A 14,216-nucleotide genomic window follows, 5' to 3' on the forward strand; every position below is an offset into this window, starting at 1 on the left:
CACGCAGGACGCGGACGAAGGAGAGCCATGGCGACGTCGGAGCCCGTGCGCAGGAGCGCCGCCGCGCTCCTGCGGCTCACCTGCCGCCCCGAGGTCGTCGGCATGGAGCACGTCCCTGCGCGGGGCCCCTTCGTCATGGCCTCCAACCACCTGTCCTTCGTCGACTCGGTGATCCTCCAGGCCCTCGCCCCCCGCCCGGTCCACTTCTTCGCCAAGGAGGAGTACTTCACGGGCACGGGCCTGCGGGGCCGCGTCCGGCGGCGGTTCTTCGAGTCCGTGGGCTCCGTCCCCGTCCGCCGGGGCGAGCAGGCCGCCTCCGTGGCCGCGCTCGAGTCCCTCGTGGGCCTGCTCGAGTCCGGCCAGGGCGTCGGCATCTACCCGGAGGGCACCCGCAGCCGCGACGGCCGCCTCTACCGCGGCCGCACCGGTGCGGCCTGGCTGGCCCTGGCCACCGGCGCACCCGTGGTGCCCGTGGGCCTCGTCGGCACGCAGCACCTCCAGCCGCCGGACACGAACGGCTTCCGTCCCCACCGGTTCTCCGTGCGCGTGGGCGCGCCCCTGGACTTCGGCCACCCCGGGCGTCGACACACCCTGCCGCAGCGCCGCGACGCGACGGCGGCGATCATGGACGCCATCGGCGCGCTCTCGGGGCAGGAGCGCGTGGACGCCTACAACGCCGCCCCGGGCGCCCGTGGCTGATCCGGCCTCCTACCGCCCGGCTCCGGGCGAGATCTCCACGTCGCCCGGCGTCTACCGCTTCCGCGACGCGGACGGACGCGTCGTCTACGTCGGCAAGGCGAAGAACCTGCGCGCCCGCCTGAGCTCCTATTTCCAGGACCCGGCTCGGCTGGCCACCAAGACCCGGACCATGGTGTTCACGGCGGCCGCGGTCGAGTGGACCGTCGTCGGCTCCGAGCTGGAGGCGCTCCAGCTCGAGTACACGTGGATCAAGGAGTATCGCCCCCGGTTCAACATCATGTACCGGGACGACAAGTCGTACCCCTACCTGGCCGTGACTATGAACGAGCAGTTCCCGCGCGTCCAGGTGATGCGCGGCGACCGGAAGCCCGGCGTGAAGTACTTCGGCCCGTTCCACCCGGCCAAGGCGATCCGGGAGACCGTGGACCTGATGCTGCGCGTCTTCCCGGTCCGCACGTGCTCGGCCGGCGTGTTCAAGCGGGCCCGCGCCCAGGACCGGCCGTGCCTGCTCGGCTACATCGGCAAGTGCTCGGCGCCCTGCGTGGGCCGGATCAGCCCGGCGGACCATCGCGCGCTGGCCCAGGACTTCTGCGACTTCATGGCCGGGGATGCGAACCGGTTCATCCGCGAGCTGGAGAAGGCCATGGCCCGCGCCGTCGAGGAGCTGCGCTACGAGGACGCGGCCCGGCTGCGGGACGACATCGCCGCGCTGCGCCGCGTGTTCGAGCGCAACGCCGTGGTGCTGCCGGAGAACACGGAGGCGGACATCTTCGCCCTGCACGCGGACGAGCTGGAGGTCGCGGTGCAGGTGTTCCACGTCCGGCAGGGTCGCATCCGCGGCCAGCGCGGCTGGGTCATGGAGCGCGTGGAGGACGTCGCCGAGCCGGAGATGGTCGCGCACCTGCTCCAGCAGGTCTACGGCGACCTCGAGGGGCCGGAGCGCATCCCGCACGAGATCCTCGTCCCGGTCGAGCCCGACGACGCCGCACAGCTCACCGAGTGGCTCTCGGGCCTGCGCGGGTCCCGGGTCGCCGTGCGCGTGCCCCGGCGGGGCTCGAAGGCGGACCTCATGGAGACCGTCCGGGAGAACGCGGAGATGGCCCTCAAGCTGCACAAGTCGCGGCGGTCCGGGGACCTCACCACCCGCTCCGCCGCCCTGCGGGAGCTGCAGGAGGCCCTGGAGATCACCGAGCCCCTGCTGCGCATCGAGTGCTACGACATCTCCCACTCCCAGGGCACCAACGTGGTCGGCTCGATGGTCGTCATGGAGGACGGGCTGCCGAAGAAGAAGGACTACCGCCGCTTCAACGTCACGGGGGAGGCCGCCCGGGACGACACGGCGTCCCTGCGCGACGTCCTGCGGCGTCGTTTCGCCCGCCTGGCCAAGGAGCGCGCGGAGGGCGCCCCGCTCTCCGGCCAGGTCGAGGGGGACGATCAGGAGGCGGGGCGCCGCTTCGCGTACCCGCCCTCGCTCGTGGTGGTCGACGGCGGCCCGCCCCAGGTGGCCGCGGCCGCGGCGGTCCTCGAGGAGCTGGGCCTGGACGACCTGCCCGTGGTCGGGCTGGCCAAGCGGCTCGAGGAGGTGTGGCTGCCGGGCGACGAGTTCCCGGTGGTCCTGCCGCGCACCTCGGAGGGCCTGTACCTGCTCCAGCGCATCCGTGACGAGTCGCACCGGTTCGCGATCGCGGGCCACCGCAGCCGGCGGTCCAAGGCGATGACCGTCTCCGCCCTGGATGGGATCCCGGGCCTGGGCCCGGCCAAGCGCACCGCGCTGCTGAACCACTTCGGCTCCGTCGCCGAGATCCGGGCCGCCGGCGTGGACCGGCTGACCGAGGTCGCCGGCATCGGGCCGCGGCTGGCCGAGGCCGTCCACACGGCGCTCACGGCCGACACGCCCGCGGATACAGTGGAGTCATGATCGAGGAGACCCTCCAGCCGGAGAAGCCGCCGACATCCGAGGTGCTCGTGATCGCCGGGATGTCCGGCGCCGGACGGACCACCGCCGCGCACGCGCTCGAGGACCACGGCTGGGACGTGGTGGAGAACATGCCGCCGGCCCTGTTCGGCACGCTGGCCGAGCTCATCGCCCGCTCGCCGGAGGCGTTCCCGCGCCTAGCGATCGTGGTGGACGTGCGCTCGCGCTCCTACTTCGAGGAGCTGTACGCCGCCCTGCAGCACCTGGCCAACAGCGGAGTGGAGTATCGCACCGTGTTCCTCGATGCGGAGGACCACGTCCTCCTGCAACGCTTCGAGGCCGGCCGCCGCCCCCACCCGATGCAGGGCAACGCCCGGCTGCTGGACGGCATCCGCGCGGAGCGGGACGTCGTCGAGCCTCTCAAGGCGCGTGCCGACGTCGTGGTGGACACCACCGAGCTGAACGTGCACGGCCTGGCCACGGAGATCACCGAGCTGTTCTCGGAGTCCGGCCCCGTCACGCTGCGCCTGACCATCATGAGCTTCGGGTTCAAGTACGGCGTCCCGGCGGACGCGAACTTCGTGGCGGACATGCGCTTCATCCCCAACCCCCACTGGGTGCCGGCGCTGCGTCCGCACACGGGCACGGAGGCCGCGGTCGCGGACTACGTGCTCTCCCGCCCCGGTGTCGAGGACTTCCTGCGCGCGTACGTCGCCATGCTGGGGCCGGTGTTCGAGGGCTACCGGCGGGAGAACAAGCACTACGCCACGCTCGCCATCGGCTGCACGGGCGGCAAGCACCGCTCCGTGGCCGTCGCCGAGGAGCTCGCCCGGCGCCTGGCCCAGGTGCCCCACGTCACGGTGCACGTCCAGCACCGGGACATGGGGCGCGAATGACGTCCCCGCTCACCGGCCAGCTGCCCCTGCCGCCCGGGATGGGTTCGGAAGGGCGCGGGGTGGGCGCCGGCATGTCCCGCCCCACGGCCCGGGTCACCGCCCTCGGCGGCGGCCACGGCCTCTCCGCGTCCCTCGCGGCCCTGCGGCACGTGGCCGGGCACCTCACGGCCGTCGTCACGGTGGCGGACGACGGCGGCTCCTCCGGCACCATCCGCCGGGAGATGGCGGTGCTGCCGCCCGGCGACCTCCGCATGGCGCTGGCCGCCCTGTGCGACGACACCGACTGGGGTCGGACCTGGGCCCACGTCATGCAGCACCGCTTCCGCTCCACCGAGGTGCCCGCGGACCAGGCCACCCTGGACAACCACGCGCTCGGGAACCTCCTGATCGTCGCCCTCTGGGAGCTGCTGGGCGACCCGGTGGACGGGCTGCGCTGGGCCGGCGCCCTGCTGCGGGCGCACGGCGAGGTCCTGCCGGTCTCGCGGGTGCCGCTGACCATCGGCGGGGACGTGCTCAGCGCCGGCCCGGACGGCCGCCTGCGCACCCGATGCGTGGAGGGCCAGGTGGCCCTCGCGGTCGCCGCGTTCGAGGGGCGCGTCACCGACGTCCGCCTGAGCCCGTCCGACGCCCCCGCCACCCCGGAGGCGCTCTCGGCGATCGAGCTGGCCGACTGGGTGGTGCTCGGACCCGGCTCGCTGTACACGTCGGTGCTGCCGCACCTGCTGATGCCGGACGTGCGCGCGGCCCTCGCCGCCACCGCCGCCCGGCGCCTCATGGTGCTGAACCTGCGCACGGGAGACCAGGAGACCACCGGCCTCACCCACGCCGACCACCTCAAGGTGCTGCGCTCCTATGCGCCGGACCTCCGGCTGGACGTGGTGATCGCCGACGTGGACGCGGTCACCGACCGGGCGGCGGTGGAGGCCGAGGCGGCCCGGATGGGCGCGCGCGTGGCGTTCAGTAGAGTGAGCAGTGCCCAGGATCCCCAGGTCCACGACCCGCTGCGCCTGGCCGTCGCGATCGACGAGGCGATGACCCACTGACGCGCGCACCTCGCCGAGAAGGAGCACGAGCATGGCGCTGACCATGACCCTCAAGGAGGAGCTGGCCCGTGTGCCGGTCGCCGCGACCCCGGAGCGGCGGGCGGAGACCGCGGCGATGCTGCGGTTCGCCGGGGGGTTGCACCTCGTGGCCGGCCGCGTCGTCGTGGAGGCGGAGCTGGACCACGGCGCCAGCGTGCGCCGCCTGCGCGCCGCCATCACCGACCTGTACGGCCTGGCCCCGGAGATCGTGGTGGTCTCCGGCGGCAACCTGCGCCGTGGTCAGCGGTACGTGCTCCGGGTCGTGCGCGGGGGAGAGGACCTCGCCCGGCAGACCGGGCTCATCGACCAGCGGGGACGGCCCGTGCGTGGCCTCGCGCCGGTCCTCGTCAGCGGGACGACGGCGGCCACCGCCGCCGTGTGGCGCGGGGCCCTGCTGGCCCACGGCTCCCTCACCGAGCCCGGCCGCTCGGCGGCCCTCGAGGTGACCACGCCGGGCCCGGAGGCCGCGCTCGCGCTGGTGGGGGCCGCGCGTCGGCTCCGCGTGGCGGCGAAGGCACGCGAGGTGCGTCAGTCGGACCGCGTCGTGGTCCGCGACGGCGAGGCGATCGCCACGCTGCTCGCCGCCGTCGGCGCGGAGCAGACCGCGACCCTCTGGCGCGAGCGGCGCGAGCGCAAAGAGGTCCGGGCCACCGCCAACCGCCTCGCGAACTTCGACGACGCCAACCTGCGCCGTTCCGCCCAGGCCGCTGTCACGGCCGGGGCGAAGGTGGAGCGGGCCCTCGAGATCCTCGGGGACGAGGTGCCCGACCACCTTCGCTACGCGGGACGGCTGCGCCTCGAGCACAAGCAGGCCTCCCTCGACGAGCTCGGCCGCCTCGCGGACCCGCCGATGACCAAGGACGCCGTCGCCGGGCGCATCCGCCGGCTGCTGGCCATGGCGGACAAGCGGGCCGCCGAGCGGGGCATCCCCGGGACGGACGCGGCCTCCGAGGGCTGAGCGCGGGATCACCGTCGACGGGATCTGGCCCCGGCGCTCCGCCCCCGATCACAATGGAGACGGACGGAATACGCCGCCGAGACGCGAGGTTGCCCGAGGTGGAGGCCGAGGGCGTCCTGCCCGCAGCCTCGCCTGACCAAGGAGGAAGCATGACCGAATACACCCTTCCGGAGCTGGACTACGACTACGCCGCGCTGGAGCCGCACATCTCGGCCCGCATCATGGAGCTGCACCACTCCAAGCACCACGCCACGTACGTCAAGGGCGCGAACACCGCCCTGGAGAAGCTGGCCGCCGCGCGTGAGGCCGGCGACTTCGGCTCCGTGAACCAGCTGTCGAAGGACCTCGCCTTCAACCTGGGCGGGCACACGAACCACTCGATCTTCTGGAAGAACCTCTCGCCGGAGGGCGGCGACAAGCCGACCGGCGAGCTGGCCGCCGCCATCGACGAGTACTTCGGCTCGTTCGACCAGTTCCAGGCCCACTTCACCGCCGCCGCCCTCGGCATCCAGGGCTCCGGCTGGGCCGTGCTGGCCTACGAGCCCATCGGCGGCAACCTGGTGATCGAGCAGTTCTACGACCAGCAGAACGGCGTGCCGGTCGCCACCATCCCGCTGTTCCAGCTGGACATGTGGGAGCACGCCTTCTACCTCGACTACCAGAACGTCAAGGCGGACTACGTCAAGGCGATCTGGAACATCGTGAACTGGGCCGACGTGCAGGCCCGCTTCGAGGCCGCCCGCGCCGGCGCCTCCGGCCTGATCCTCCCGGCCTGATCCACACCGCGCACCGGGGCGCTGATGTCGTGGCCCCACGACGTCAGCGCCCCGATGCGGGGAGGGGCTCGGCGCTCCGGCCCTGTCCCCACCGCGCGCCCGGACCGGGCGCGACCGCTCGACCGTACCGCCCCGGACCCACCGCCACGGGGACCACGCAACGCGAACTAACGAGAGAGACCACCATGACCAAGATCGCCATCAACGGCTACGGCCGCATCGGACGCAACATCGTGCGCGTGCTCAGGGACCGCGGCCACGAGGGCCTCGAGCTGGTCGCCGTGAACGACCTCGCCGACCCCGAGGACCTGTTCTGGCTCACCAAGTACGACACCATCCTGGGCCGCTACCCGGGCGAGCTGGAGCGGACCGAGAAGGGGTTCCGCATCGACGGCCGCGACGTCGCGTTCTTCCAGGAGGCCGACCCGACGAAGCTGCCGTGGGGTGAGCTCGGCGTGGACCTGGTCATCGAGTGCACCGGCATCTTCACGACCGGCCCCAAGGCGCAGGCCCACCTCGACGCCGGGGCCAAGAAGGTCCTCATCTCCGCTCCCGCCAAGGAGGTCGACGGCACCTTCGTGATGGGTGTGAACGAGCACACCTACGACGCGGAGTCGATGCACATCGTCTCGAACGCCTCGTGCACCACGAACTGCCTGGCCCCGATGGCGAAGGTCCTCAACGACGAGTTCGGCATCGTGGACGGCATCATGACCACGATCCACGCGTACACCGGCGACCAGAACCTGCACGACAACGTGCACAAGAAGGATCGCCGTCGGGCGCGCGCCGCCGCCCAGAACATGGTGCCCACCTCCACGGGCGCGGCCAAGGCCATCGGCGAGGTCATCCCGGAGCTGAAGGGCAAGCTCGACGGCTTCGCCATGCGGGTGCCCACCATCACCGGCTCGGCCACCGACCTGACCGTGGAGCTGACGCGCCACGTGGAGGTCGAGGAGATCAACGCGGCGTTCAAGAAGGCCGCGGAGTCCGGTCCGCTGCAGGGCCGCCTGGTCTACTCGGAGGACCCGATCGTGTCCTCGGACATCATCACCTCCCCGGCGGCGTGCACCTTCGACGCCCCGCTGACCAAGTCCATCGGCCAGACCGTGAAGATCATCGGCTGGTACGACAACGAGTACGGCTACACCTCCCAGCTCATGGACTTCGCAGACCTCATCGGCTCGAAGCTCTGAGCCCGCACGGCGCCCGACGGCCCGGGCCGACGGTTCCTCCGTCGGCCCGGGCCGTCCGCCTAGACTGCACCGTGAACCGACCCCGCTCCGGCACCCCAGGAGGCATCATGCCCGCACCGACCCTCACCGATCTGCTCGAGGCCGGCGTCGCCGGCCGCACCGTGCTCATCCGGTCCGACCTGAACGTCCCGCTGGACGGGGACACCGTCACCGACGACGGCCGCATCCGTGCCTCGCTGCCCGCGATCCGGGACCTGGCGGAGGCCGGGGCCCGCGTGATCGTCATGGCCCATCTGGGCCGCCCCAAGGGTGAGCCCGACCCCGCGTACTCCCTCCGTCCGGTCGCCGCGCGCATGGCCGAGCTGCTGGGCGCCGACGTCGCCCTGGCCGCAGACGTGACCGGGGACGACGCGCGCGCCCACGCCGCCGCCCTGCAGGACGGCCAGGTGCTGCTGCTGGAGAACGTGCGCTTCGACGCCCGCGAGACCTCCAAGGACGATGCCGAGCGCGCCGCACTCGCCGGGGAGATGGCTGCCCTGGCCGGCGCGGACGGTGCCTACGTGGGCGACGCGTTCGGCGCGGTCCACCGCAAGCACGCCTCCGTGTTCGACGTCGCGGCGCAGCTGCCGGCCTACCAGGGCCCGCTGGTCGCCGCCGAGCTCGAGGTGCTCACCCGCCTGACCGAGTCCCCGGAGCGGCCCTACGTCGTCGTGCTGGGCGGGTCGAAGGTCTCGGACAAGCTGGCCGTGATCGACAACCTGCTGGACAAGGCCGACATGCTGCTGATCGGCGGCGGCATGCTCTTCACCTTCCTCAAGGCGCAGGGCCACGAGGTGGGCGCCTCCCTGCTCGAGGAGGACCAGCTCGACACCGTTCGCGAATACCTGCGCCGCTCCGAGGCCGGGGCCGCCCGCATCGTGCTCCCCACGGACATCGTGATGGCCTCCGGCTTCGCGGCCGACGCCGAGCACGAGGTCCTGGCCGCGGACGCCCTCACCTCGGGCGCGCACGGCGCGTCCGCCATGGGCTTGGACATCGGCCCCGAGACGGCCCGGGCGTTCGCCGAGCAGATCCGCGGCGCCCAGACCGTGTTCTGGAACGGCCCCATGGGCGTGTTCGAGTTCCCGGCCTTCGCGGAGGGCACCCGGGCGGTGGCCCAGGCCCTCACCGAGGCCTCCGCGGCCGGCGGCCTGTCGGTGGTCGGCGGCGGCGACTCCGCGGCGGCCGTGCGCACGCTCGGCTTCGCCGACGACGCGTTCGGCCACATCTCCACCGGTGGCGGCGCCTCCCTCGAATACCTCGAGGGCAAGGAGCTGCCGGGCGTCACCGCCCTGGCCGGCGAGGGGCGGGCGTGAGCATGGCGGAGCAGACCACGCGCGTGCCGCTGATCGCGGGCAACTGGAAGATGAACCTGGACCACCTCGAGGCCGTCACCCTGGTGCAGCGCCTCACGTGGCTCCTCTCGGACGCGGACCATGACCAGGAGGCCGTGGAGGTCGCGGTGTTCCCGCCCTTCACGGGCCTGCGGTCCGTGCAGACGCTCGTCACCGGCGACCGCCTGGACCTCGTCTACGGCGCGCAGGACCTCTCGCCCGAGGACGCCGGCGCCTACACGGGCGACGTCTCCGGCGCGTTCCTGGCCGCGCTGGGGTGCCGTTACGCGATCGTGGGCCACTCCGAGCGCCGCACCCTCCACGGGGAGGACGACGCCCTCGTCGCGCGCAAGGCCGCCGCGGCCCTGCGCCACGGCCTCACCCCGGTGATCTGCGTGGGCGAGGGCCTGGAGGTGCGCCAGGCCGGCCGGCACGTCGAGCACACGCTCGCCCAGCTGGAGGGCTCGATCGCGGGCCTGTCGGCGCAGGACGTGGCCGGCGTCGTCGTCGCCTACGAGCCCGTATGGGCGATCGGCACGGGCGAGGTCGCCGGCCCCGAGGACGCGCAGCAGATGTGCGCGGCCCTGCGCGCCCGCGTGGCCGCACTGCACGGCGACGACGTCGCCGCCGGACTGCGGATCCTCTACGGCGGCTCCGTGAAGTCCTCCAGCGCGCCGGCGCTGCTGGCGCAGCCGGACGTGGACGGCGCCCTCGTGGGCGGCGCCAGCCTCGACGCGGACGAGTTTGCTAAGATCGTCCGGTTCGACCAGGCCTGATCCGTCCGGCCCGACCGACCGCATTCTCCGTGACGGCCCCGGCGCGCGCCGGGGCCGCACCTCGACCCGAGGAGCCCTCCCGTGGACGTCCTGACCCTGGCCCTGCAGATCCTCGTGGTCGTGCTCAGCGTGGTCATCGTGCTGCTCATCCTGCTGCACAAGGGCCGCGGCGGCGGCGTCTCGGACATGTTCGGCGGCGGCGTGACCAGCTCGATGAGCTCCTCGGGCTCCGCCCAGCGTCTGCTCACCCGCCTGACCGTCGGCTCCGTGGTCGCCTGGGGTGTCGTGATCGCCCTGCTCGGCGTCCTGCCGCGACTGACCATGGAGTCCTGAGGCCGCCCCGCCGGGCCCCGACGCGAACGCCCCGCACGGAAGATCCGTGCGGGGCGTTCGCGCGTCCCGGACCGGTGGGGCGCCGGGGGCCCCTCAGCGTTCGGAGGCCTGCACGGGGGAGAGGTCCGTGCGCGGCAGGCCCTGGTGGAGCACGGCGCCGAAGACCTCGTCCGGGTCCAGGCGGCGCAGCTCCTCGGCCAGGCAGTCCTGGATCGTCCGGCGTGGCAGGGAGATGCGCTGCACCGGCCGGCCCTGCTGATAGAGCCGGGCCACCTGCGACTGCGAGCGGGAGAGCACCACGTCCCCGTCCGTGCACCGCAGGCGCACCGCACGGATCCCGTGGCCGACCTTCGAGTGCGCGATCGTCACGGGCACCTTCAGGGTCAGGGTGAGCCACGCCGCGAGCAGCATGGTGCTGGGGGAGTCCGGCGCCCCGTCCACCGTCACCGAGCGCAGGGTGGCCACGTCGAGCGTGTCGAAGATCCCGGCCACCTGGATCCGCCACAGCGTCAGGCGCGTCCAGGCCAGGTCGGTGTCGCCCTCATGGTGGCCCGCGCGCAGAGCCCACAGGGCGGGCTCGGCCGCGGACGCCGATGCCGTGTCCGTGATCCGGCGGTGGGCCAGGCGACCGAGCGCCGTCGCCGAGGGGACCTCGGGCGGCACCCCGGGCCACCACGCGACGATGGGCGCATCGGGCAGGAGCAGCCCGGAGACGAGCGACTCATCGGCGTGGGCGTTCTCCCCGGCGCACCACAGCACCACGACGTCGGAGGCGCCGGCGTCGCCGCCGACCCGGATCTCGGCGTCCAGGCGGGTGGGTGCCGCAGGGTCGCCCAGGGCCAGGACGATGATGCGGCACGGGTGCTCCAACGAGGCCGCGTTGGCGGCCTGGACGGCGGACTCGATGCCGGCGTCGTCCGTGCTGATCACGAGCGTGAGGACGCGGCCGAGGGTCACGACCCCGCTCTTCTCGCGCAGCTGCGTGATGCGCTTGGCCACCTGGGAGGTGGTGGTGTCCTGCATGCGGATCTTCACGGGCGCCTCCAGCTTCGTCCGTCGCGGGCCATGAGGGCGTCGGCCGAGGGCGGGCCCCACGTGCCCGGGGCGTAGGGCTCGGGCTGGGTGCCCAGGCTCGCCCAGTGCTCCTCGAACGGGTCCACGATCCGCCAGGACAGCTCCACCTCGGCCTGACGCGGGAACAGCGGCGGCTCCCCGAGGAGTACGTCGAGGATGAGCCGTTCGTACGCCTCGGGGGAGTCCTCGGTGAAGGCGTGGCCGTAGCCGAAGTCCATCGTGACGTCGCGGATCTCGGTCTGCGTGCCGGGCACCTTGGACGCGAAGCGGATGGTGACGCCCTCGTCCGGCTGCACCCGGATGACGATGACGTTCTGCCCGAACTCGTCCCCGTCGTGGACGGGGAACAGCAGGTGCGGGGGCTTCTTGAAGACGACGGCGATCTCCGTCACCCGCCGGCCGAGGCGCTTGCCGGCCCGCAGGTAGAACGGGACGCCCTGCCAACGGCGCGTGCGGATGCCCACCTTGAGCGCGGCGTACGTCTCCGTGACGGACGCCGGGTTGAAGCCCTCCTCGTCGAGGAAGCCCGTGACCTGCTCGCCGCCCTGCCAGCCGGAGGTGTACTGGCCGCGGGCGGAGGCCCCCGCGAGTCCCTCGGGCGTGTCCGGGACGGTCACGGCTTCGAGGACCTTCTCCTTCTCCGCGCGCAGGTGGTCCGCGTCGAACGAGATCGGCTCCTCCATCGCCGTGAACGCGAGCAGCTGCAGGAGGTGGTTCTGGATGACGTCGCGGGCCGCGCCCACGCCGTCGTAGTAGCTCGCCCGTCCGCCGATGCCGATGTCCTCGGCCATCGTGATCTGGACGTGGTCCACGTGCTCCGCGTTCCAGAGCGGCTCGAACATCCGGTTGGCGAACCGGAACGCGAGGATGTTCTGCACCGTCTCCTTGCCGAGGTAGTGGTCGATGCGGAACACGGCGTCCGAGGGGAAGACGCGCTCGATCACGGCGTTGAGCTCCTGCGCGCTGGCCAGGTCGTGGCCGAAGGGCTTCTCGATGACCACGCGGCGCCACGGGCCGTCGGCCGGCTGGGACCGGTCGGCCAGGCCCTGGTCGGCCAGGTGGTGGGAGACGGCCTCGAACCAGTCCGGCGGGATGGAGAGGTAGAACGCCGTGTTCCCGCGCGTGCCGCGTGAGGTCTCGAGCTCGGCGAGCACCTCGTCGAGACGGACATAGGCCGCCTCGTCGTCGAACGCGCCGGAGACGAAGCGCAGGCCGCCCCGGAACTGGTCCCACACGGTCTCGTCGAAGGTGGTTCGGGAGGAGGCCTCCACGGCGGCACGCACGTAGTCGGCGAACTCCTCGTCGGACCAGTCGCGGCGGCCGAAGCCGACGAGGGAGAACGCCGGCGGCAGCAGGCCGCGCTGGGCCAGGTCGTACATGGCCGGCAGGAGCTTCTTCTTCGCCAGGTCGCCCGTCACGCCGAACAGCACGAGGGCCGACGGACCCGCGATGCGGGTCAGGCGCCGGTCACGGGGGTCGCGCAGCGGGTTGCGGGGGACGGTCCGGGACTCACCGGCCACGGACGGCGTTCCTCAGGGCCTCGATGCCCGCGTCGCGGCGGCGCAGGTGCAGGGTGACCACGGGGCGGCCGAGATCGCCCAGCACCCGGGCGTCGCCCGCGGCCTGCGCGGCGATGAGCCTGCCCAGGGAGAACGGGCGTCCGGGCACCTCGAGGTCCAGGCCGGCGTCGCCCGTGATCTGGAGGAACACGCCGACGGCCGGGCCGCCCTTGTGGAACTGTCCGGTGGAGTGCAGGAACCGCGGACCCCAGCCGAACGTGACCGGGCGGCCGACCAGCTCTGCCAGGTCCGCGCGCAGCTCCTCGAGCTCGGCGTCGTCATGACGGGAGAGGTAGGCGTGGACCGCCAGGTAGCCGTCCTCGGGCACCAGCGCGGCCGTGGCGCGCAGCACGCCGGCCAGGTCCGGGGCAGAGGTCACGGACGCCGGGCCGGAGACCTCGACGCCCTCCACCTCACCGTCGGCCGTCCGCTCGGCGGCGGGGCCGTCCAGCAGGGTGCGCGCGGCGGCCTTGGCGGCCTCCACGTCCGGCTGGTCGAAGGGGTTGATCCCGAGCAGGCGGCCGGCCACCGCGGTGGCCACCTCCCACAGCAGCAGCTGGGCGCCGAGCGAGCCGGCGACCTGCACGCCGTGGCCCGGGGCCGCGACGTCGTCCTCGCCGACGAGCTGCACCTGCAGCAGGTCGGGGGCGTCCCACACGGTCTCGGGGTCGCCGGGGGCGACGACGACGGGCAGCAGCCCGGTGCCGTCCTTGCCCGTGGACTCGGCGATCAGCTGCTCGATCCAGGCCGGCAGTCCGGCGATGCCGGACCCGTGGTCGGCGAAGACGAGCTTGTCGCGCAGCGGCTGCGTGCCGCCCAGGGCCGCGCCGAGCTGCAGGCCCGGGTTGTCCTCGTCGTCGGCGGTCAGCAGGTCGAGCACGGCCTCCGCGTCGTCCAGCAGGGCCGCGACGTCCACCCCGGCCAGGCCGGTGGGGACCAGGCCGAACGCGGTGAGAGCCGAGAAGCGCCCGCCCACGGTCGGGTCCGCGGTGAAGACGGCGCGCCAGCCGGCGGACTCGCACGCGGCGTGCAGCGGCGAGCCCGGGTCCGTGACGGCGACCAGGCGGGTGCGGGGGTCGATCCCGGCGTCGCGGAACGCGGCCTCGACGACGCGGCGCTGCGAGTCGGTCTCCACGGTGGAGCCGGACTTGGAGGAGACCACCAGCACGGTCCGCTCGAGGTCGCGCTCGAGGGCACGGGAGACCTGGAACGGGTCCGTGGAGTCCAGGACCTCGAGCTCGACGCCGGCCGTCGCCGCGATCACCTCGGGGGCCAGGGACGAACCGCCCATGCCCGCCAGGAGCACGCGGTCCACGCCCTCGGCGCGCAGCTCCCGGGTCAGCTGGGCGATGTGCGGGACGAGGGCGCGGGAGTCCTCGAACAGGTCGATCCAGCCGAGCCGCTTGGCGGCCTCGTCGCGGGCCGGCGCCCCCCACAGGTCGGCGTCCTGCGCCCCGAGGCGGGAGGCGACGCGGTCCTGGAGGAGGGCGGGCAGATGGCGGTCGATCGCCTCGAGGGCGGCTCCGGTGGCGGTGAGGCCGAGGGTGCTCATGGGGGGTCCTTCCGTGCGCGTGGCGAG

13 protein-coding genes are annotated in these 14,216 nt (G+C 73.2%); 10 read left to right on the top strand and 3 right to left on the bottom strand.

The features are described from left to right. Window positions 1–27 precede the first annotated feature (27 nt). The 10 genes from CITRIK5_RS04310 (at window position 28) to secG (ending at window position 10,004) form a co-directional block, all read left to right on the top strand. Window positions 28–699, top strand: a complete 672-nt coding sequence (locus tag CITRIK5_RS04310; RefSeq protein ID WP_036315306.1) for a 1-acyl-sn-glycerol-3-phosphate acyltransferase — start codon at window positions 28–30, stop codon at window positions 697–699. Next, window positions 692–2,617, top strand: coding sequence for an excinuclease ABC subunit UvrC (gene uvrC, locus CITRIK5_RS04315; RefSeq protein ID WP_036315391.1), 1,926 nt, complete (start codon window positions 692–694; stop codon window positions 2,615–2,617). The genes CITRIK5_RS04310 and uvrC overlap by 8 nt, the downstream gene beginning before the upstream one ends. Next, window positions 2,614–3,510, top strand: coding sequence for an RNase adapter RapZ (rapZ, locus tag CITRIK5_RS04320; RefSeq protein WP_070709578.1), 897 nt, complete (start codon window positions 2,614–2,616; stop codon window positions 3,508–3,510). The genes uvrC and rapZ overlap by 4 nt, the downstream gene beginning before the upstream one ends. Next, on the top strand, window positions 3,507–4,553 hold the full coding sequence (gene yvcK, locus CITRIK5_RS04325; protein ID WP_123243857.1) for a uridine diphosphate-N-acetylglucosamine-binding protein YvcK: 1,047 nt from the start codon (window positions 3,507–3,509) through the stop codon (window positions 4,551–4,553). Before rapZ ends, yvcK begins: the two co-directional genes overlap by 4 nt. Window positions 4,554–4,584: 31 nt before the next feature. Then, window positions 4,585–5,550 (top strand): DNA-binding protein WhiA, encoded by a 966-nt coding sequence (gene whiA / locus CITRIK5_RS04330; RefSeq protein ID WP_123243856.1) that lies wholly within the window; start codon window positions 4,585–4,587, stop codon window positions 5,548–5,550. Between the two features lie 149 nt (window positions 5,551–5,699). Further along, on the top strand, window positions 5,700–6,326 hold the full coding sequence (locus tag CITRIK5_RS04335; RefSeq protein WP_036315296.1) for a superoxide dismutase: 627 nt from the start codon (window positions 5,700–5,702) through the stop codon (window positions 6,324–6,326). A gap of 185 nt (window positions 6,327–6,511) precedes the next feature. Further along, a complete protein-coding gene (gene gap, locus CITRIK5_RS04340) occupies window positions 6,512–7,522 on the top strand; it encodes a type I glyceraldehyde-3-phosphate dehydrogenase (protein WP_044658949.1) in 1,011 nt (336 codons plus the stop codon). Between the two features lie 107 nt (window positions 7,523–7,629). Beyond that, a complete protein-coding gene (pgk, locus tag CITRIK5_RS04345) occupies window positions 7,630–8,877 on the top strand; it encodes a phosphoglycerate kinase (protein WP_159833133.1) in 1,248 nt (415 codons plus the stop codon). 2 nt (window positions 8,878–8,879) lie between these two features. Beyond that, entirely contained in the window at window positions 8,880–9,671 is a 792-nt protein-coding gene (gene tpiA / locus CITRIK5_RS04350) for a triose-phosphate isomerase (protein WP_010078716.1), read from the top strand. Window positions 9,672–9,752: 81 nt separating this feature from the next. Next, window positions 9,753–10,004 carry a preprotein translocase subunit SecG gene (gene secG, locus CITRIK5_RS04355; RefSeq protein WP_036315286.1) on the top strand — a complete coding sequence of 84 codons (252 nt, stop codon included), beginning with the start codon at window positions 9,753–9,755 and terminating at the stop codon, window positions 10,002–10,004. A 93-nt stretch (window positions 10,005–10,097) separates the two neighbouring features. On the opposite strand, the gene CITRIK5_RS04360 is transcribed toward secG, so the two are convergent. Genes CITRIK5_RS04360 through CITRIK5_RS04370 form a run of 3 tightly spaced genes read right to left on the bottom strand, consistent with a single transcriptional unit; the run spans window position 10,098 to window position 14,189 of the window. Further along, on the bottom strand, window positions 10,098–11,039 hold the full coding sequence (locus tag CITRIK5_RS04360) for a glucose-6-phosphate dehydrogenase assembly protein OpcA (protein ID WP_044658947.1): 942 nt from the start codon (window positions 11,037–11,039) through the stop codon (window positions 10,098–10,100). Beyond that, window positions 11,036–12,598, bottom strand: coding sequence for a glucose-6-phosphate dehydrogenase (gene zwf, locus CITRIK5_RS04365; protein WP_044658946.1), 1,563 nt, complete (start codon window positions 12,596–12,598; stop codon window positions 11,036–11,038). Before zwf ends, CITRIK5_RS04360 begins: the two co-directional genes overlap by 4 nt. Then, window positions 12,588–14,189 (bottom strand): glucose-6-phosphate isomerase, encoded by a 1,602-nt coding sequence (locus CITRIK5_RS04370; protein WP_155933091.1) that lies wholly within the window; start codon window positions 14,187–14,189, stop codon window positions 12,588–12,590. The genes zwf and CITRIK5_RS04370 overlap by 11 nt, the downstream gene beginning before the upstream one ends. Window positions 14,190–14,216 lie beyond the last annotated feature (27 nt).

The organism is Micrococcus sp. 116 (assembly GCF_902506395.1).
Lineage (GTDB): Bacteria > Actinomycetota > Actinomycetes > Actinomycetales > Micrococcaceae > Micrococcus > Micrococcus luteus.

What these genes read in the sequence shown, in the direction of transcription:
- CITRIK5_RS04310 (WP_036315306.1), top strand. Translation starts at nt 28, where the DNA reads ATGGCGACGTCGGAGCCCGTGCGCAGGAGCGCCGCCGCGCTCCTGCGG.
- rapZ (WP_070709578.1), top strand. Translation starts at nt 2,614, where the DNA reads ATGATCGAGGAGACCCTCCAGCCGGAGAAGCCGCCGACATCCGAGGTG.
- yvcK (WP_123243857.1), top strand. Translation starts at nt 3,507, where the DNA reads ATGACGTCCCCGCTCACCGGCCAGCTGCCCCTGCCGCCCGGGATGGGT.
- whiA (WP_123243856.1), top strand. Translation starts at nt 4,585, where the DNA reads ATGGCGCTGACCATGACCCTCAAGGAGGAGCTGGCCCGTGTGCCGGTC.
- CITRIK5_RS04335 (WP_036315296.1), top strand. Translation starts at nt 5,700, where the DNA reads ATGACCGAATACACCCTTCCGGAGCTGGACTACGACTACGCCGCGCTG.
- gap (WP_044658949.1), top strand. Translation starts at nt 6,512, where the DNA reads ATGACCAAGATCGCCATCAACGGCTACGGCCGCATCGGACGCAACATC.
- pgk (WP_159833133.1), top strand. Translation starts at nt 7,630, where the DNA reads ATGCCCGCACCGACCCTCACCGATCTGCTCGAGGCCGGCGTCGCCGGC.
- tpiA (WP_010078716.1), top strand. Translation starts at nt 8,880, where the DNA reads ATGGCGGAGCAGACCACGCGCGTGCCGCTGATCGCGGGCAACTGGAAG.
- CITRIK5_RS04370 (WP_155933091.1), bottom strand. Translation starts at nt 14,189, where the DNA reads ATGAGCACCCTCGGCCTCACCGCCACCGGAGCCGCCCTCGAGGCGATC.